The sequence below is a fragment of the Dietzia maris genome (genome assembly GCF_036287335.1).
Lineage (GTDB): Bacteria > Actinomycetota > Actinomycetes > Mycobacteriales > Mycobacteriaceae > Dietzia > Dietzia cinnamea.
Window position 1 is genome coordinate 2,819,929 of record NZ_CP143053.1, and the last position, 18,584, is coordinate 2,838,512.

An 18,584-nucleotide genomic window follows, 5' to 3' on the forward strand; every position below is an offset into this window, starting at 1 on the left:
CGGTCACTTGAGTCCGATGGCGGGGTCGATGAAGCGGTTGGTGGCGACGGTCTCGGGCGAGACGTCCGCGGCGATCTCGACGTTCGCGGCCTCGTAGACGCCCTTGACCTTGGCGACCATGTCGGCGAGGCGGTCCTCCTCGAAGTCGCCGATGGTCGAGTCGGGACCGTTGCCCACCAGATCGCGCTCGAGCATGGCCTCGACGGCGAAGTCGGCGAGCTCGGCGCTGTAGACCCAGCCCGTGTTGAACTGCTCGACGGCCTCGACGATCACCGCGTTGGTGCGCGCCGGGTCCTCGAAGTACTCGACCTCGGCCTGCTGCAGCACCGGCACCAGCTTCTCGAGACACGCCGCGTTGTCCTCGAGCTCGGCACTGCGGACGGCCATCATCGACTTGTAGATCGGGTAGCCGAGGTCGTGGAGCAGCTGGTAGGCGACCGGCTTGCCCCATTCGGGCACTTCGTTCTCGTAGATGAAGGGCTCGGCGCTGGCGAAGCCCTGCTGGGCGACGGCGCCGCCGGAGGCGACGAAGTTCGAGGGCGAGCCGTCGTAGCTGCCGTCGACCTGCGCGGGGTCGAGGACGCCCTCGCCGAGGAGGTAGTCCATGTAGGCGTTGCCCTCGAAGTACAGGACCCTGGTGTTCTTGTCCTTGAGGTCGGCGACCGTCTCGACGTCCGGGTAGGTCTCCGGGTCCCACATGATCATCTGCGGGTTGATGTCGAGGGGCGCGAAGACGCCGATGGTGGGGTTGTTCAGCGAGTTCTGGACCGCCTGGTCGGCGTCCACGTAGCCGAGCATGATGTCGGGATCCTGGTACATCTGCGCGGTGACCTGCTGGAACCCGATGGCCGGGCCGCCGGCCCGGATCTCGACGTCCACGCCGGTGTACTCGCCGGAGGCGAACAGCGGTCCGGAGACCGACTTGGCGCCGGCGTCGATGGTCGGCTCGGGGCCCAGCAGTTCGTAGACGTGGCCGTGCTCGGCCTCGGGGTTCCAGTCCGTCTGGACGACGATCTTCTCGGCGCACACGTCGCTGAGGTCGACCGCGCCGATCTCGCCGCTGTAGCCGGAGGCCTCCGCGGACTCGGAGCCACCGCAGGCGGTGAGGGTGACGGCTCCGAGGGCACACAGGGCGGCCACGGACACGGCAGAACGGGGGACGGTGGAACGGGGGGTGGCGGTGCGTGTGACGGTGCGTCGCATGGGAACTCCTGGATCGGGTGGCGGGTGGCGGGTGCCGGAAGATGTATTGATGTGATCAATAACGAAGAGTGAACATCGGCCGTGTTTCGGCGGTGTTGCGGGTTCGGTCGTGCGTCGTTACGGCTGGTTACGACTAGTGGACTAGCGGACTAGCGATCGGAGTCCGGGTTGTACCAACGCCCCACCACCCGGCGCGAGAGGAGGCCGAAGAACAGGAACACGGCCACGCCCAGCAGGGACGCCAGGATGATCGAGGCGAACAACTCCGGCGACTGCAGCCGCGCCCGGAAGGTGTCGATGAGGATGCCGATCCCCGGGTCGCCCTGCTTGAAGAAGAAGTCGCCGACGATCGCGCCGACCACCGACAGCCCGGCGGCCACCCGCAGGCCCTCGAACAGCGCCGGCAGCGCGGCGGGGGCCTCGAGCTTGCGCAGCACCGTGAGTCGCCCGGCGTGGTGCAGCGTGAACAGCCGACGCAGGCCCGGGTCGACGGACTTCAGCCCGAACAGGGTGTTGGAGACGATCGGGAACAGCGCGATGAGCACGCACACGAACACCCGGGCGGTGAACCCGAAGCCGAACCAGAACCCGATGAGCGGCACCAGCGCGAGGATCGGGATGCACTGCAGCACCACCGCGTACGGGAACAGTGAGCGCTCGGCCCACTTCTCCTGGCTCATCACGATCGCCCACACCACCCCGATCACGAACGCGATCGCCAGCCCCGTCAGCGCGACGGTCGCGGTCCGCCCGAGCGCCTCGAGCATGCCCGAGATGCTTGGCCCGAACAGGCCGTCGGTGACCACCACGTGCGGCGCGGGTAGCAGGAACCGCCGCGACGGTTCGAGCACCGCGTAGCTCACGAAGTACCACAGGCCCAGCACCGCGGCGAGAACCGCGAGCGGCCCGCCGTAGCGCACCGCGGGGCCGTCGGCCGACAGCCACGGCCGGCTGCGGGCCACCGGGGACTTCTCCGCTCCCCCGGCCGGACCCGCGACCGGGGCGCTGCTCACCGCGGTGGTGATGACCTCGTCGTCGTCGCCGTCGGTCCTCATGGTCGGCCCGGCGGCGCGGGCGGTGATGCCGTTCATCAGTGTGCCTCCTCGAGTGCCTGGGAAACCTCGCCGACGAGGTTGATGTAGTCCGCCGTGTAGCGGATCTCGGGGTCGCGGGCGGGGCCGAACGGCACGTCGACCGAGTGGACGATGCGCCCCGGCCGTCCGGACATGACCACCACGCGGGTGGACAGGTACACCGCCTCCGCGACCGAGTGGGTGATGAAGAGCCCGGCGAACCGCTTGGCCGCGAACAGCCCCAGCAGCTCGTCGCCGAGGCGCTGCCGGGTGATCTCGTCCAGCGCGCCGAACGGCTCGTCGAACAGGAACAACTCCGGGTCCAGAGTCAGCGAGCGCGCGAGCGACACGCGCATCTTCATGCCGCCGGACAGCTCCCGGGGCAGCGACTGCTCGAACCCTGCCAGGCCCACCAGCTCGATCGCCGCGGCCGCGCGGTCGCGCCGCTCGGCGCGCGGGACACCGTCCAGCTCGGCGAGCATCTCCACGTTCTGCGCGACCGTGCGCCACGGCAGCAGGGTCGCGTCCTGGAAGACATAGCCGATCCGGTCGGTCCCGGTCTGCATATAGCCGTCGGTGTGCGTGGCCAGCCCGGAGGCCAGGCTCAGCAGCGTGGACTTGCCGCAGCCGGACGGCCCCACGACGCTGACGAACTCGCCGGCGCGGATCTTCAGGTCCACGCCGTCGAGCGCGCGGGTGCCGTTGGGGTAGGTCACGCCGACGCCGGAGAAGCCGAGGATCTCGGCGCCGGGCGAGGCGGTGGGTGGTGATGTGGTCGGCGCAGTGGGCCGGGTGGTGGCCGAGGGCGTGGTCATGGGGTCTCCTCACTCGTGGCGGGGGTGGTGGTCGCGGGGGTCGGGGCGGCGCTGGACGGGGTGAAGGGGTCGACGACGAGGGCCGCCCTCGCCGACACCACGCGGCCTGCTCGGAGGACGATCCGGTCGGCGGGCGCGTCGGCGATCACGTCGTCGATCCCGCCGGCGCGGACGAGCAGCAGGTCGGCGCGGCGGCCGACCTCGGGGCCGGCGGGCGGCAGGCCCATGACCTCGCGGGCGCCGTCGGTGACCAGGTGCCACGCGGTACCCATGTCGAGGTGGGCGGCCACGACCAGCAGCATCGCTGTCTCGGTGGCGTCGGAGCGGCCCACCGGGTTGAAGGGGTCGCGGACGTTGTCGGCGCCCGCCGCCACGGTCACCCCGCCGTCGAGGAGCGTGCGGACCGGCGGCAGGCCGCGCGGAGTGGACGTGCACGCGGCGCGGCCCTGCAGGTAGAGGTTGGTGATCGGCAGCGTCACCACGCCGACGCCGGCCCCGCTCAGCGCGACGGCCGCACTAGCCTGCCCGGCGGCGTCCAGAGCACCGATCCGGCAACAGTGCCCCGCGGAGCGGACGCGGCCCGGTTCCCACGAGGCCACCCGCTCGGTGAAGGGGCCGAGCATGCCGTGGTCGCCGTCGAGGAACTCGTCGACGTGGAGGTCGATGCCGGTGCCCAGCTCCTCGGCCAGGTCGATGAGCCGATGCGTTTCAGCGGCGGTGTCGGGCGCCAGGTGGGGTGCGCCGCCGATGAGGTCGGCGCCCGCCGCGATCGCCGCGCGAACGCGTTCGGCGGGGTCCTCGTCGCGGACCATCACCGCGATCTGTAGGTCCAGCACCTCGGCGAGCTCCTCGCGGACCCGCACCAGGGCGTGCACGCCGCGGAGCGGGTCGCCGTCGGAGTGCAGGTCCACGTGGCTCCGGATCGCGGTGGTGCCGTTGGCCACCAAGCGACGCGCGGCGATCAGCGCACGGGCGTGGATCTCGTGGGTGTCCACGGTCGCGGCATGCGCCCGCCAGGCCTCGATCGCTTCGCCGAGGTCACACCCCGGTGGGCGGGTCGTGCCCCAGCTCAGCGCCTTGTCGAGGTGGGCGTGCGGCTCGGCCGGCGCCGTGAGGGCGAGAAAGCCGCGGCCGTCGATGATCGCCGGGCCTGGAGCCGCCGCGGCACCGGTGACACTGGCGGCGCCACCGCCGACATCGCCGGCGCCGCCTGGGGCGCGGACCGTCACGACCGTGTCGCCGACGATGTCCAGGTCGACCACGCGACCGTCGACCAGTCGCACCCCGGCGATGCGGTCGACCTGCCGCGGGTGCTCCGTCGTACCGGGGGCGGCGGCGCGCGCCGGTGCCCACTGCGCCGGCGCAGGTGTGTGGGCCAGATTCGGGGCCGGGGTCGTAGGCGCGGCGGCCCCGCGCTGGAGGGTGAGTATGTCCACGGACCCTGTTCTCCTGCTCTGCCGAACGGTCCCGCGGCGGCCGCTGGAGTAGCGCTTGTCATTCCGAGCCGGACGCGGGATATTGACCTCGTCAATAACGCTGAGTCTGGTGGTTCCGTGTTGCCGGGCGATTACCTCGTGGTTCCGGTGTGTAACCGACTCGCCCGTCCACCGCCCGCCAGACCGCCAGACCGCCAGGAGGACAGATGAGCACCGCTCGAGGCGACGGCCAGGAACGCCTCGGCGCGCGCATCCGTCACCACCGCCGCCAGCTCGGACTAACGCTCGTCGAGGTAGCGGGTCAAGCCGGGATCTCGCAGCCGTTCCTGAGCCAGATCGAGCGGGGCAAGGCCGCCCCGAGCATGGCCACGCTCGAGGGCTTGGCCCACGCACTCGGCACCACGCAGGCCCACTTGTTGGAAGCGGTCAGCTCCACCACTGACCCCGCAGCGGGCCCCGGCTCCCCCGATCGCGGCGTGGACATTCGTCGCGCCACAGAGGGGGCTGTGCTCACCCGCTCGGAAGGCACCGTCGGCGGACACACCCGCCTCCTCCCCGGCGGCCCGAACGGTACCCAGTTCCTCGAGTTCGTCGAAACCAACCACGTCCCCGGCCGGTTCTTCGAGCACCCCGGCGACGAGTGGCTCTACGTCACCCGCGGCACCATCCTGCTCGACGTCGGCGGCGCGACGAGCCGACTCGACGTCGGCGACGTGGCCCGTTACGACGGCACCCTGCCCCACCGCTGGTATGTCCCCCAGGGCGAGCAGGCCTGCCTCATCGTGGCCAGGCCCGGCTGAGGGCACCGGTCCGGCCGCATGCCTCACCACCCCAGGCGCTCGGGGTCGCCCGGTCGCCCGAGGCCGCGACCTGGGGTGCCCTGCACACCGCGAGCAGGGCACCCCAGGTCGGACCCTTGGGCAGGGCTGCGGCATGCCCCCATCCGCCGACGCACCTACCGAGTGGTCGCGACACGGCCCTCCCCTGCCGCGCCACCCGCCGGGAAACCTCGGCGACATTCTGACCTGGGGTGCCCTGCGCGGCGTCCGCAGGGCACCGCAGGTCAGCGCACGCACGCGCCATTTCGGCGGTCCGTCCGACAGGGTCCGGTCGAGCCCGCTCCGGCCGATGCCGCCAGACGATGTCGTACCTCGAACATAGTGTCGAATCATGGCTACGAAAGACACGCGCGCGTCCGAGTCAGAGGGACAGCACCGGGACCGACCGAGCCGAGCCGGCGAGGAGAGCCCCGCAGTCCATCCCGGGCCCGAGGACACCGGGGACCCGCCCTTTCCTCCACCGGGGTTCCGCACCGCGACCGGGCCCGAGTTGGAGGTCATCGTGCCCGACGCCTTCAGCGAGTGGGACGTCAACCAGCGACACGGCTACCTGGCGCAACGAGTCATCAACGCCGCCGAGGGCCGCTCGCTCGCCTTCGCCTACGACTGCGTGCAACTCGCGGGCGATCGAGACCGGTACCGCGATCCCTGGGAAACTGCGGCCTCCATGCTCGGCGTCTCGATGGGTATGTCTCGCCACCGGGCGACCAGGCTCGTCACCACTGCCGTCGAGCTCACCGAACGGCTCCCCCGCACCGCGGCGCTGGTGGCGACCGGGTGGATCGGGCTCCTCGCAGCCCACACCATCGCCGAGGAGACGGCGATGGTCGCCGACCACCTGATGCCGGAGCTCGACCGGAGGATTAGCGAGGGGCTGGCCCCCACGAGACGCCGCACCCATCCGCCCCGGCCCGGGCCCCTGCGCAAGATGCTCGGAAAGACGGTCCGGGCCTGCGATCCGGTGGGGGCCGACGCCCGGGCCCGCCAGGCGCGGCAGGACGAGGACGTGGAGATGATCCCGCTGGCCGACGACCGGGCACTCATCTCCGCCACTCTCACCGCGGAATCGGCTGTGGAGATCGCGGACCGTATCGAGGCCATCGCCCGGACCGCCTCGAAGGACGATCCACGGTCGATCGGGCAACTCCGTGCCGCCGGGTTGCTGGCCCTCAGCCGCGGGTGGGCCTGTCTGCCCGATCCCGACGGCGAGCATCCCACCGACCCAGAGGCCCGCACCGCCGCACGGCGCGTGATCATCAACGCCTACGACGACGGCACCCCGGACAACCGCGGCGTGACGCTGGCTGGATACGGCCCCGTCACCGGCCACACCGCCGACGAACTCGAGCGCAGCGCCCGCCGCAGGATCGATTTCCTCGCGGACCTGGCCGACCCCGACTCCGACGCCGCCCTCCGATACACCCCCTCGGAAGCCCTCGCACGTTTCTGTCGGGGGCGCGACGGCACCTGCGTCTTCCCCGGATGTCAGACGCCCGCCGAGAAATCGGACCTCGATCACATCATCCCGTTCGACCACGACGATCCAGACCGGGGTGGCCACACGACATCCGATGACCTGGGATCACTGTGCCGATGCCATCACCGACTCAAGACCGACGGCATCTGGGCGTACTACCGAGACGTGGACGGCACCTACATCTGGATGCACGGGCCGAACCATCCGGACCCGGACCCCGGCACCCGCGTCGCGAGTCAGCCCACCGGGCCACTGGCGGGTCTCGCCGCGCCGCGGCATTCCGAGTCCAGTCACCGACAGCAGGAGGCCGCCGAAGCGGGCCGGACCGGCAGCGGTTCAGCGATCGCGCGGCGGCGGCCGCACCTGCGGCACCGGCGCGCTGCTGACCGCCGCCGGTTCCGCGCGATGGCCGAGACCGAACGACAGCGTCCTCGTCGGGAGCCCGAGATTAGACCACCCGGACCGGTCGACGATGTCCCGCCACCCTTCTGAGGCCATCGCGATGTCAGTACCTCGGCCGGGTGGGATACGGTCCGTCCGCGGGGCCGTGCGGGCCGACCGTGTGCACCTCGCGGAACTCGAAGTCGGCGAAGGAGGAGGCCAGGCGACCCCAGTTCTCCCGGGTGATCGCCGTCGTGACGGTCCCCGCGATCCGGCTGATCCCGCCGTAGATCCCCGAGAGTTGGTTGCCGGTGACCCCCATCGAGGTGCGTGCGCCGGTGGAGAAGTGGTGCAGCCGCGTGATCCACGGCGCGGTCCCCGGGTGTCGCTCGGTGAACTCGAAACCCGGCCCGAGGTAGGGGCTGCGGCCCGCGGGGTGGTCCGCGGCGAAGTCGTGGACGTCCGCCCACAGCGCGATGTCGTCGACGAACTCGGACAGTTCCGGGCGACGCCGCAGGTCGACCTCGTATCCGGTGGCGCTGATCACGACGTCGGCACGGACACGGCCGGCGTGGGTGTCGATCGCAAGCTCGCTCCCGCCCGCGCCGTCGTCGACCACCTCGACGCCGTCCCACCCGCAGCCGGTGTGCAGGGCGAAGTCGGGGTGGGCGAAGCAGCGCCACACCGTGTGCTGGGTGGGCGGCTGCGGCAGACCGCCGCTGAGGAGGGTGAAGTCCCACTTGGCCCGGTCGTCCAGGTCGTAGAAGCGTTCCTGCATCCCGGGGAACTCCATCCAACGCAAGGGGTTGGAGCCGGGGACGGTCTCGCGGCGCAGGAACACGTCCGCACGCGCGGCACCGTGGTCCAGCGCGGTGGCAGCGTTGTCGAATCCCGAGGCCCCGCCACCGAGGACGGCCACCCGCAGGCCGCGCAGGGCGTCGAAGTCGATCGGATCCTCGGTGTGGAACCACCGCTCGCGTGGCAGCGACCGGACGACACCCGGCACGCGCTGCCCGCCGCCGCCGGCCAACCCGAGCGAGAAGACGATCCGCCGCGCGGTCACCGACGTGCCGGCCGCATTGCCGCCCGTGCCAGCGCCCGTCAGCTCCACGGTGAAGGGGCCGTCCGGCGTCGTGGGCCGGTGTACGGCGGTCACCCGAGTGTGGTGGCGAACCGTGAGGCCGGTGATGTCGCGATACCACCGCAGGTAGTCGTTCCAGTCCAGCCGCGGCACGAGGTCGATCTCCGCCCACGCCTCCTCGCCGTAGACGGCCTCGAACCACCGGCGGACGTGCAGCGACGGGACGTCGAACTCGATGCCGCGCATGTGCTTGGGGCTCCGCAGAGTGTGCATGCGGGCGTAGCGATCCCAGCAGCCCACGCGGTCCGCCGGGCCGTCGTCCACCACGAGGACGCGGTCGATGCGTTGGCGCCCCAGCGCGAACGCGGTTCCCAGCCCGGCCTGACCGCCGCCGATGACGAGGACGTCCAGGTCGGGCGAGCTGTCGTCGCGGGGGATCCAGTCGCGGACGTGGCTGGTGGTCTCGATGTCCTCGCGCACGCGCGCGGCGAGCCGCGCCAGTCGGGCGTCGGCGTCGGGCAGGCGACGGGACCCGGTCGCGTGGTCGAGCTGGGGGATCTCGGAGATCACGGAGGTCATGGACATCTCCTGTGGCGTCTGGCCCGGGGCTTCCGGGCGTGCCCGGATCCTGCGCCCGGGCGGACTCCGCGCCGCTGCCTGACGAATGACTCGTCCGTCGGGGCGTCGGTCGCCCCGCCGGCCGGGTCGGCGGGGCCGACCGCACCGTCGCGGTGTCGATCCTGAGTCTGGCAGCGCCGCTTTTCGGTGGTGTTACGGCGCCGTGAGGCCGGTGTGGCGGCGGTGGTCACCGCCCAGCCGACGGCCCGTGGACGGCCGGGGCCGCGGAGAGGGGTGGGTGCGCTGCCGCGCGGACTCTGGCTGCCTCTCGGACCGCCGCGGTGTTGGCCTTGCCGTGACGGGAGCCGGCGAGCTTCGCGGCGATGTGGTCTCGGACCGTGACGGGGTCGTAGGCGTCCCCGCCCGGGCCGGCGAACTCGGGCAGGGTCTCTACGACGGCGTCGACGTTCCCGTCGTGGAAGAACGCGGCCGAGCGGCGGCGCATGATCCGGCCGTCGACGACGGGCGGGGCGACGCGGTGCAGGGTCGACATCCACCGGTCGTTGGTGAGGCGGGCGGTGAGGTCCCCGAGATTGACCAGCAGGCCGCCCTCGACGGGCTGCACGTCATGCCAGACCCCGCCGGGGCCGAGAACCTGCAGGCCCGCGACCCTGTCGGCCCAGAGGACGGTGACGAGGCCGAAGTCGGTGTGCTCGCCCATCCCGCGGAGGTCGCCGTCGAGGGTGACCGGCCCCTCGTCGAGGGCATAATTGACCATGCGGAGGACGTCGATCGAATGGTCGGTGAGCCGGTCGAACAGCTCCGGCGGCTGGCCCAGGGCATCGGCGAAGACCCGCGTGAGCACGCGCGCGACGCGGGACGCCTCGCTGAAGTAGGTCTCGACGCGTTCGCGGAAGTGCGCTACCTCGGGCCAGACGTTGATGCCGTAGTCGTCCTCCGACAGCCTCAGTCCGGTAAACGAGCGAGCCTCCACACCGACGTTGAACGCCTCGAAGAAGTCGTTCATCCGGTCGGCGGACTCCACCCCCAGGCTGAGACTGAGGGATTCGCTCTTCGGCGGGCTGTACCCGCGGTTGGCGCCGGCCACGCGGTAGGCCTTCTTCGTCTCCAGCGGCAAGGCGAAGAAGTCGTCGATGGCGCCCGCCAGTCCGTCGATCACCTCCGGTGGGATGCCGTGACCGACGATCTGGATGAATCCGACCGTCGAGCACGCCTCGTCGATCTCGCGGGCGACGCGGGTTCGATCGTCGGCGGTCCCCTCGGCGGCCCCCTCGTCAGACCCGGTGGCGACGTACGGCGTCAGGTCCACGATCGGTACGTGGAAGGCGGTCTGGTCGGGGACGGTCTGGTCGGGGACGGTCCGGCCGAGAGTCTGGTCGGGGACGGTCTGGTCAGTGGTCATGTGTTTCCTCCCGGAAGTGCGTCGGTGGTGTCGGTCGAAGGCAGGGGGCGACGGCGGCGACGGCGGCGACGGCGGGTCAGGCGCCGGGACAGCAGAACTCGGCGCGCGACGGTGGATCGACGTGTCCATCTCCACCAGTCGCGCGCCGGTGCCGCTCCTGCGGTGGGCCACCAACTCGGCGGCGATCGACAGGGCGGTCTCGGCAGCAGTACGGGCGCCGAGGTCGAGACCGATCGGCGCGGAGAGTCGGCTCAACTCGGCCTCACTCACGCCGAGCTCGGAGAGCCGCGCGACCCGCTCGGCGTGGGTCCGTCTGCTGCCCATCGCACCCACGTACCCAGCGGCGGTGTTCAGGGCCGCGAGCAGCAGCGGGATGTCGAACTTCGGGTCGTGCGTCAGGACGCAGATCGCCGTGGTGGCGTCCACCGGGGTCCGCCGCAGGAACTCGTCCGGCCAGCACCGGACGACCTGTTCCGCGGCGGGGAACCGCCCGGCCGCGGCGAAAACCGGCCTCGCATCGCACACCGTCACCCGGTATCCCAGCCCCGCCCCCAGTGGGACCAGCGCCTCGGCGAACGCGGTCGCGCCGAACACCAGCAACCGCGGGGCCACGAGCGGGTGCACGAACACGCGACTCGCCCGCCCGGCGATCTCGGCAGGCACCACCGCCGGTTCCGCGGACCCGGCGTCCGCCGCCGCCATCGGCCCGCGCGCCCACGGCGGCACCTCGTCGTCGTCCCTGTCGTCATCCCTGTCGCCGTCACCGCCGGGGGCACGGACCGCCCACTCACCGGCGCGGGGGCCGTCGAGGACGGTCGCCGCGACCGCGGGCCGGCCCTCCCCCACGGCGCGCGCGAGCACGTCGACGGGGTGGGCCGCGCGCGAGCCCTGGCCGGCGCGCGGCGGGAGGAGTTCGACGAACACCTCCAGGTTCCCACCGCAGGTGGGGCCGACGCCGAGGAGCTCGTCACCGTCGGGACCGAACACCGTGGTGACCGGGCGCCCGTCGTCGAGGACCTGCTGGCACAGCGTGAACACGGCACCGTCGACGCAGCCCCCGGACACCCCGCCCGCCACCGCGCCGGTCGCGGCGACGACCATCGCCGTGCCGGGCGCGAGCGGAGCCGACCCGCCCGTGGCCACGACACGGGCCAGGGCGCACGGCACGCCCTCGGCCCGCCATCTGCTCAAGGTCTCGAGGACGCGCTCCATGCGCTCATCGTGGCGCGGCCGGGTTGCCGCGGTGTTTCGCGCGGGGGCGCGGGCTGTTACGGCGGGTGGGCGCGGGTCAGTTCCTGAGCAACCGCGCCGCCATCGCCTCGAGCGCGTCCCGGGTGAGCCGGCCGTGCACGCGCAGGCGGGCGATGCCGCCGTCGGGGAAGACGTCGAGGCGGACGAACCGCACCGGTTCGGTGTGAAGCACGAGGAACCGGTGACGGGTGTCCGGCTGCAACGGGGTTCGGGGCACGAGCTCGACCCACGCCTCGGGTCGCTCGAGGTCCTCGGTCGTGCGGATGCCGTGCAGGGACGCCGATCCGGGGGCGTTACCGATGTAGTAGGAGGTGTCGATCTCCACGTGGTCGACCGTGCCCGGGCCGGTCAAGGCCAGGGTGACGTGATCGTTGCCGTCGTCGCGGCGGCGGGCGTTCTCCCAGCCCTCGCCCATGTGGCGGGAGCGGCCGGGCGCGATGATGTTGGCCGGCGACGAATAGAACAGATCCGAGCAGTCCACGACCCGGCCGCCGTTCTCCGCTGCCGCGAGGTCGATCGTGCCGGCGAGGAAGCGGGGGTCGGGGGTCGGTTCACCGTGGACGCGCAGCCGCGCGATTCCGCCGTCGGGGATCATCCGCAGCCGCACGTGCGTGACGGGGTCCTCGTCGGCGACCGCGTACTGGTTCCGGGTGTCCCCCTGGGCGGCCGACGGGTCGACCAGCGGCCGCCACGGCGCCGCGGCGAGCTGCCCGGGATCCGGGTAGCCGTCGATCCACCCCCCGTCCAGCGCGACCTGCGGCGGGTAGTTGCCGCGGAAGAAGGCGGTGTCCACCACGAAACCCCGGATCACGCCCGGGACGCCGAGCCGGATGATCGCCGCGTCCTCCCCCGGCGTGCGCCGCCGCCGCGTCTCCCACCCGTCGTACACCTTGCCCTTGTGCCCGAACAGGGTCGGGTCGAACAGGGGCTCGCCGGGCAGGATCAGGTTCTCCTTCTCGGCGAAGAACTCGTCGTCGGCGTGCACGACCGCGCCGGCCAGGGCACGCGAGGCCAGGTCCGGGAGGGCGAGGAAGGCGGGCGTGGGGGGTGAGGCGGCGGTCATGCGGGGATCTCCGTTCGGGCGGGCGGGGTGGCGGGACTGAGTTCCGGGGCGCCGGGCCTGATGACGAGTCGACCGGCGGCGGGCTGGTCGAGGTCCACGCGCCGGCCGGCCAGGTAGACCTCGCGCACGACGCCGGCCAGGGCCCGTTCGGCGTAGGCGGTGACGGGGTTCTTGTGTTGGAGCCGCTCGGGCAGCACGACGAACGCGTCGTCGGGCGCGAGGACCACCAGGTCGGCGCGGGCGCCGGGGCGGATCGCACCCCGGTCGGACAGGCCCGCGAACGCGGCGGGCGCCGAGGCCATCCACCGCACCACGTCGGCGAGGCCCATCCCCCGTCGGCGCGCCTCGGACCAGATGATCGGCAGCCCCAACTGCACGGAGGCGATGCCTCCCCACGCCTGCCCGAAGTCGCCGGTGTCGAAGCGCTTGAGCTCGGGCACGCATGGCGAGTGGTCGGACACGACCAGGTCGATCGTCCCGTCGCGCAGCCCCTCCCACAGCGCCTCGCGGTTACCGGCCTCGCGGATCGGCGGGCAACACTTGTAGTGGGTGGCGCCGGGCTGGATCTCCTCGGAGAACAGCGACAGGTAGTGCGGGCACGTCTCCGCGGTCAGCGGCAGCCCCTCGGCCTTGGCGTCGCGGATGAGCGGCAGCGCAGCTGCGGCGGACAGGTGCAGGATGTGAGCGCGGCACCCGGTGCGGCGGACGCCGTCGATGACCTGCGCGATCGCGCGCACCTCGGCGTCGACGGGCCGCGAAGCGAGAAACCCGGCGTACGCGGGACCCGACGGTGGCGTCTGCGCGTCGATGGTGCCGGCGTCCTCGGCGTGGACGATGAGCAGCCCGCCGAACGCCGCGATCTCGGCCATCGCCGCCTCCATCTGCGCGGGGCCCAGGGGCGGGAACTCGTCGATGCCCGAGTGCAGCAGGAAGCATTTGAACCCGAACACGCCGCGGTCCCACAGCTCACGCAGCCGGCCGAGGTTCTCCGGCACCGCGCCGCCCCAGAATCCGGCGTCGACGTGTAGTTTCCCGGGCGTGCTGGCGAGTTTGGCGTCGAGCGCGGCGGGGCTGGTGGTGACGGGGCTGGAGTTGAGCGGCATGTCGATGAGGGTGGTCACGCCGCCGCACGCCGCGGCGCGGGTGGCGCTGGCGAAGCCCTCCCAGTCGGTGCGGCCGGGTTCGTTGACGTGCACGTGCGTGTCGACCAGGCCGGGCAGGAGGACGGCGTCGCCGGGCAGGGTCACCGTCCGGGCGCCGGTGGGTGGCCGGTCGAGGGCGCCCGGCGCGGTGTCGACGGTGGTGATGGTGCCGTCGGCGACGACGACGAGGGCGGATGTCTCCGCGCCGTCGACGATCGCTCGGGGCGCCCGGATCACGAGGTCGGGGTGGGTCATCTGCTCTCCTGTGGTCGGGCTCCCGGTCGGGTCAGGGTGGCCAGGTCGTCCCGGCCTAGTCCGGCGCGGGTGGTGATCTCGTCGGCGGTGACGGCACCGCAGTCGAGGGCGCGTAGGCAGAACGCGGCGAGCGCGCGGGCGGTGGCCGGTTCGTCGAGGTAGCCGGCGTCGGGGCCGGTGCCGAGGTACGCGGCGAGCCGCGCGCACGCGCTGGGCACGGAGCGCCGGTAGAACGCGTAGGTGGCGACGTAGCGGGAGACGAGCTGGGCGGGATGCAGGTCCCAGCCCTGGTAGAAGCCGCGGCGCAGGGAGCGGTCGATCAACCCGGCGTGCAGGCGCCAGCCCGCGTGGACGGCGTCGGTGTCGCCGACCGGCAGGCGGTTGGTCGACCCGTCGGACAGCGCCACGCCGGTCCCGGCGGCGGCGACCTGCATGACAGCCTTGGCGTGGTCGGCGGCCGGGTGATCCATGGCCTGGTACTCGGCCGCGATGCCGAGGGAGGCCGAGTAGTCGTAGGTGCCGTAGTGCAGCCCCGAGCAGCGGCCGTCCGCGGCATGGACGAGCCTCGCGACCAGCGCCGTGCCGTCGGGACCGCAGATCGACTGCGGGGTCTCGATCTGGATCTCGAACCGCAGGGCGCGCTCGGCCAGGCCGTACTCGGTCTCGAGTTCGCGGCACAGCGCGACCATCACGCGCACCTGCTCGACGGCGGTGACCTTGGGCAGTGTGGGCCGGAACCCGGCCAGCAGGGAGTCGCGGTCCGGCGCGGCGGCGAGACCCTCGACCACCCGGACGAAGGTCCGGATTCCCCGGCGCCGGGTGGTCGGGTCGAAGGAGCCGAAGCGCAGTCCCCAGAACGGCGGCAGGGCGTCGCCGGGCCGGGTCACCACCTCGGCGAGCACCCGGTCCACGTGCGCGTCCTCGTCGCAGTCCCGCAGCACGGCGGGTATGCCGCGCTGGGTGAAGCCGTCCTCGAAGTCGATGCGCAGGTCCTCGATCGGCTCCCGCTCGAGCTTGGCCCGGACCAGTGCGTGGAGCTCCGAGGACTCTGTCTGGCCCTCCGCACCACCGCTGACCAGGCATGCCCTGAACACCCTCCGCAGGGCACCGGGGTCCGGCAGGTGCTCGTCGAACGCCGCGAGCGCGGCCGCCCCCGTCTGGGCCACCACGCCGGCGCCGACGCGGTCGGCGGGCAGGTACAGGGTGTGCACGGGCTCCCGGGTGGCGGCCCGGCCGGGGAAGAGCGCGGCCTGTTCGGCGTCGGCGGTCGCCAGTGCCGCGTCGGCGTCAGCGCACAGTCGCCCCACCAGGGCGTCCGGTCCCGCCGGCCCGGTCATGCGCGGACCTCCGTCGGCGCGCCCGACGGGAACGTCACTCGCTTGGGCAGAGGCCGCGCGAACGTCCGCACGCGGGAGGTCCCCAGGCCCAGTCGGACCAGCGACTCGGCGTGCGCCACGGCGGCCGCGATCCCGTCGACCACCGGGACCGACAGTTCGTCGGCGATGCGCTCGGCCAGGCCCGCCATGCCGCCGCAGCCCAGGCAGATCACCTCGGCGCGGTCGTGCTCGAGCAGCAGCCGGGCCTGATCGACGATCGGGTCCAGGCTGCCCGCCGGATCGTCCTCGAGCGCCAGGACGGGGACGTCGGCGGCCCGGATGCCCGCGCACCGGGCGAGCAGGCCGGCGGTGAGCAGGCGGTCGTGGATCAGCGGGACGGTGCGGTCGAGGGTGGTGACCACGCCGTAGCGGTGGCCGAGCAGCATGGCCGTCATCGCTGAGGCCTCGGTGATGTCGACGACCGGCGCCGGGCAGATCTCCTGCAGCGCCTCGCGGCCGTGGTCGCCGTAGCCGGCCAGCACCACGCCGTCGTACGGCTGGTCGTACCGGGCGACGCGCTCGCACACGGCCACCGCGGCGAGGTGGGATTCGTAGTTCCCCTCCACCGAGGCCGGCCCGAAGTCGGGGGTGAGCGGCACGATCTCGGTGCCCGGCGACGCCGCGGCTCGGGCGGCCCGGGCGATCTCGGCCGTCATGGCCTCGGAGGTGTTGACGTTGACCACGAGCAGTCTCACGGTGTCCACGGCGATCACCGGCCCGCGAAGTGGGGATGGGAGGGCAGCGCGGACATGGCCCGGCGTCGCTCCCGCTCGATGTGCACGATCGCGCACGAGCCCGCGAGCTCGGCGTTGCCGGTCGTGACGGCCTCCACCAGGAGGACGTGCTCCTCGTGCCGGCTCTCGCGGTCGTGGTGCTGGCTCACGCCGTTGAGCCGGTCGGTGCGGTCGGCGAGCGGCGCCATCACCCGCTCGAGCAGCGGGTTGCCGGCCAGAGCCACGATCTCGGCGTGGAGCAGCCCGTTGCAGCACATGAAGTGGCGGTGGGCGTCGCCGGTGGCCTCGCCGTCCAGCGCGGACCGGGCGTCGGCAAGCAGAGCCAGCAGCGCCGCGGGATCCGCGCCCTCGGCAACCCGGGCCGCGGCGAGCCGGGCGACCGTCGCCTCGATGGGTCCGCGCAGCTCGAAGAGTTCGTCGAGGTCGTCGAACGACACGTGGGTGACAACAGCCGGACGGCGTGGCTCGATCCGCACGAACCCGCCGGCCTCCAGGCGGGGCAGGGCCTCTCGGACGGGCACGCGCGAGACCTCCAGCCGCTCGGCGAGGTCGCGCTCGCGCAGCGGCGTCCCCGCGTCGATGCGCGCCTCGATGATGTCGGCGCGCAGTCGGGCGTAGACGCGATCGACCAGGTTGACCTCGGCCGATGTGTCGGATCCCGCGGACGAGGGCTCGGCCGCGGCGGCCACGCTGCCGGTGGGATTAACGGGTTCTTTACCTGACGCTGACGGGTCGGTCATCACGCACGCTCACTCTCGGTCATGGCATTCAGGTATACCAATCGATCGTTACGGCGATGTATCGGCGAGAATTCCCCGGGCTCGGCGGCTCGATCGGACCGACGGGTATACCCCCCACCGCCACCGTGCGCGCTCGCCTCCCGCGGGCCCTACTCCGGAGGAACCGATGACCATCGCCCCCGACACCCCGCCCCAGGCGGCAGGTGTGACCGCCGCGCCGAGCTCGCCGCCGGCGCCCGCGTCGCCGTACGGCTCCTACGACCCCCTCCTGGTCAACGAGGAGCTGGCGCCGCTGAAGCAGCAGCGGTGGAAGGCGTACAACATCTTCGCGTTCTGGATGTCGGACGTGCACTCGGTCGGCGGCTATGTCACCGCCACGTCGTTGTTCGCCATGGGTCTGGCCTCGTGGCAGGTGTTCGTGGCGATCGTCATCGCGATCCTGTTCGTGAACCTGGCCGTCAATCTCATCGCCAAACCGAGTCAGGTCACCAGCGTCCCGTTCCCGGTGATCTGCCGCGCGGCGTTCGGCATCAAGGGCGCCAACATCCCCGCTCTCATCCGAGGCGTCATCGCCGTGGCCTGGTACGGCATCCAGACGTTCCTCGCCTCGCAGGTGCTGGTCATGCTCATCCTCAAGCTGTGGCCGTCGATGGCCGAGTACGCCGATGAATCCCAGCACTCGTTCCTGGGCCTTCACCCGGTGGGGTATCTCGCGTTCTTCATCATGTGGGGCCTGCAGATCGTGGTGTTCTGGCGCGGCATGGCGGCCATCCGCCGCTTCATCGACGTGGCCGGGCCCGCCGTCTACGTGGTGATGTTCGCGCTGGCCGGCTACCTGGTGGTCAAGGCCGGCGGCTTCGGCGCCCTGGACTTCTCGCTCGGCAGCGAGCCGCTCACCGGCGGCCAGGCGGTGTTCGCCTTCTTCGCCGCGATCGCGATCATGGTGTCCTACTTCTCCGGCCCCAGCCTGAACTTCGGCGACATCTCCCGCTACGGCGAGTCGTACGCGGCCGTCAAGCGGGGCAACTTCCTGGGCCTGCCGGTCAACATCCTGTTCTTCTCGGCCCTGGTCGTGGTGACCGCCGCCGCGACGCTGCCGGTCTACGGGCAGATCATCACCGACCCCGTCCAGACGATCGAGGCCATCGACAGCACCACGGCCGTCGTCCTCGGCGCGCTCACGGTGATCATCGCGACCATCGGCATCAACATCGTGGCCAACTTCATCGCCCCGGCCTTCGACTTCTCGCAGGTCGCCCCCACCAGGATCAGCTGGCGCACGGGCGGCATGATCGCCGCCGTCGGCTCGCTCCTGCTCACGCCGTGGAACCTGTACGACTCCGCCGACGTCATCAAGTACACGCTCGGCATCCTGGCCTGCTTCATCGGCCCGCTGTTCGGCGTGCTGATCACCTTCTACTACTACGCCGCGAAACAGCGGGTGAAGGTCGACGACCTCTACTCCTCCGCGCCCACCGGGAAGTACTGGTACACCGGCGGCTTCAACACCAACGCGGTGGCGGCCACCGTGATCGGCGCCGTCGTCGGCATGTGCTTCGTGCTGATCCCCGCGATGGGCCACCTCGGCGACTTCTCGTGGTTCGTCTCCTGCGGCGTGGGCGCCCTGGCGTTCTACCTCCTCGAGCGCTCGCGGCCGCAGACCGCGCCCCTGCCCACCGACGCCGAGCTCGAGCCCAGCGTCCGCGTCGACGGTGGCGTGGCGCACGGCTGAGCCGG

The 18,584-nt window shown here is 72.1% G+C and carries 14 protein-coding genes and 1 pseudogene; 3 read left to right on the forward strand and 12 right to left on the reverse strand.

Annotation, left to right across the window (positions count from 1 at the left end):
- Nucleotides 1–3 precede the first annotated feature (3 nt).
- The 4 genes from VYL96_RS13130 to VYL96_RS13145 all read right to left on the reverse strand — a co-directional run bounded on the left by VYL96_RS13130 (nucleotide 4) and on the right by VYL96_RS13145 (nucleotide 4,527).
- Complete coding sequence (locus VYL96_RS13130) at nucleotides 4–1,203, reverse strand: substrate-binding domain-containing protein (protein ID WP_243699621.1); 1,200 nt, start codon at nucleotides 1,201–1,203, stop codon at nucleotides 4–6.
- A gap of 149 nt (nucleotides 1,204–1,352) precedes the next feature.
- On the reverse strand, nucleotides 1,353–2,294 hold the full coding sequence (locus tag VYL96_RS13135; protein WP_407935062.1) for an ABC transporter permease: 942 nt from the start codon (nucleotides 2,292–2,294) through the stop codon (nucleotides 1,353–1,355).
- The gene (locus VYL96_RS13140) at nucleotides 2,294–3,091 is read right to left on the reverse strand and encodes an ABC transporter ATP-binding protein (protein WP_187701710.1); all 798 of its coding nucleotides are present in this window, start codon (nucleotides 3,089–3,091) and stop codon (nucleotides 2,294–2,296) included. The genes VYL96_RS13135 and VYL96_RS13140 overlap by 1 nt, the downstream gene beginning before the upstream one ends.
- Nucleotides 3,088–4,527, reverse strand: coding sequence for an amidohydrolase family protein (locus VYL96_RS13145; RefSeq protein ID WP_207913540.1), 1,440 nt, complete (start codon nucleotides 4,525–4,527; stop codon nucleotides 3,088–3,090). Before VYL96_RS13145 ends, VYL96_RS13140 begins: the two co-directional genes overlap by 4 nt.
- 206 nt (nucleotides 4,528–4,733) lie before the next feature.
- Here VYL96_RS13145 and VYL96_RS13150 point away from each other — a divergent pair, with 206 nt between their 5' ends.
- Entirely contained in the window at nucleotides 4,734–5,327 is a 594-nt protein-coding gene (locus tag VYL96_RS13150) for a type II toxin-antitoxin system RelB family anti-toxin (RefSeq protein ID WP_063973696.1), read from the forward strand.
- Between the two features lie 370 nt (nucleotides 5,328–5,697).
- On the forward strand, nucleotides 5,698–7,335 hold the full coding sequence (locus VYL96_RS13155; RefSeq protein WP_131885352.1) for an HNH endonuclease signature motif containing protein: 1,638 nt from the start codon (nucleotides 5,698–5,700) through the stop codon (nucleotides 7,333–7,335).
- 13 nt (nucleotides 7,336–7,348) lie between these two features.
- Here the strand turns inward: VYL96_RS13155 and VYL96_RS13160 are convergent, their stop codons facing one another.
- The 8 genes and pseudogenes from VYL96_RS13160 to VYL96_RS13195 all read right to left on the reverse strand — a co-directional run bounded on the left by VYL96_RS13160 (nucleotide 7,349) and on the right by VYL96_RS13195 (nucleotide 16,847).
- Entirely contained in the window at nucleotides 7,349–8,884 is a 1,536-nt protein-coding gene (locus VYL96_RS13160) for an NAD(P)-binding domain-containing protein (protein WP_243699622.1), read from the reverse strand.
- A gap of 226 nt (nucleotides 8,885–9,110) precedes the next feature.
- The gene (locus VYL96_RS13165; protein WP_131885461.1) at nucleotides 9,111–10,286 is read right to left on the reverse strand and encodes an isopenicillin N synthase family dioxygenase; all 1,176 of its coding nucleotides are present in this window, start codon (nucleotides 10,284–10,286) and stop codon (nucleotides 9,111–9,113) included.
- 183 nt (nucleotides 10,287–10,469) lie between these two features.
- A pseudogene (locus VYL96_RS13170) lies at nucleotides 10,470–11,498 on the reverse strand (XdhC family protein); the annotation flags it as partial.
- Nucleotides 11,499–11,574: 76 nt separating this feature from the next.
- Entirely contained in the window at nucleotides 11,575–12,600 is a 1,026-nt protein-coding gene (gene alc / locus VYL96_RS13175; RefSeq protein WP_131885354.1) for an allantoicase, read from the reverse strand.
- Nucleotides 12,597–13,997, reverse strand: coding sequence for an allantoinase AllB (gene allB / locus VYL96_RS13180; protein WP_131885355.1), 1,401 nt, complete (start codon nucleotides 13,995–13,997; stop codon nucleotides 12,597–12,599). Before allB ends, alc begins: the two co-directional genes overlap by 4 nt.
- On the reverse strand, nucleotides 13,994–15,334 hold the full coding sequence (locus tag VYL96_RS13185; protein ID WP_131885356.1) for a DUF6986 family protein: 1,341 nt from the start codon (nucleotides 15,332–15,334) through the stop codon (nucleotides 13,994–13,996). Before VYL96_RS13185 ends, allB begins: the two co-directional genes overlap by 4 nt.
- Nucleotides 15,331–16,068 (reverse strand): aspartate/glutamate racemase family protein, encoded by a 738-nt coding sequence (locus VYL96_RS13190; RefSeq protein ID WP_131885463.1) that lies wholly within the window; start codon nucleotides 16,066–16,068, stop codon nucleotides 15,331–15,333. Before VYL96_RS13190 ends, VYL96_RS13185 begins: the two co-directional genes overlap by 4 nt.
- Before the next feature lie 14 nt (nucleotides 16,069–16,082).
- The gene (locus VYL96_RS13195; RefSeq protein ID WP_131885357.1) at nucleotides 16,083–16,847 is read right to left on the reverse strand and encodes a GntR family transcriptional regulator; all 765 of its coding nucleotides are present in this window, start codon (nucleotides 16,845–16,847) and stop codon (nucleotides 16,083–16,085) included.
- A gap of 166 nt (nucleotides 16,848–17,013) precedes the next feature.
- Here VYL96_RS13195 and VYL96_RS13200 point away from each other — a divergent pair, with 166 nt between their 5' ends.
- Nucleotides 17,014–18,579, forward strand: coding sequence for an NCS1 family nucleobase:cation symporter-1 (locus tag VYL96_RS13200; RefSeq protein ID WP_131885358.1), 1,566 nt, complete (start codon nucleotides 17,014–17,016; stop codon nucleotides 18,577–18,579).
- Nucleotides 18,580–18,584: the final 5 nt, after the last annotated feature.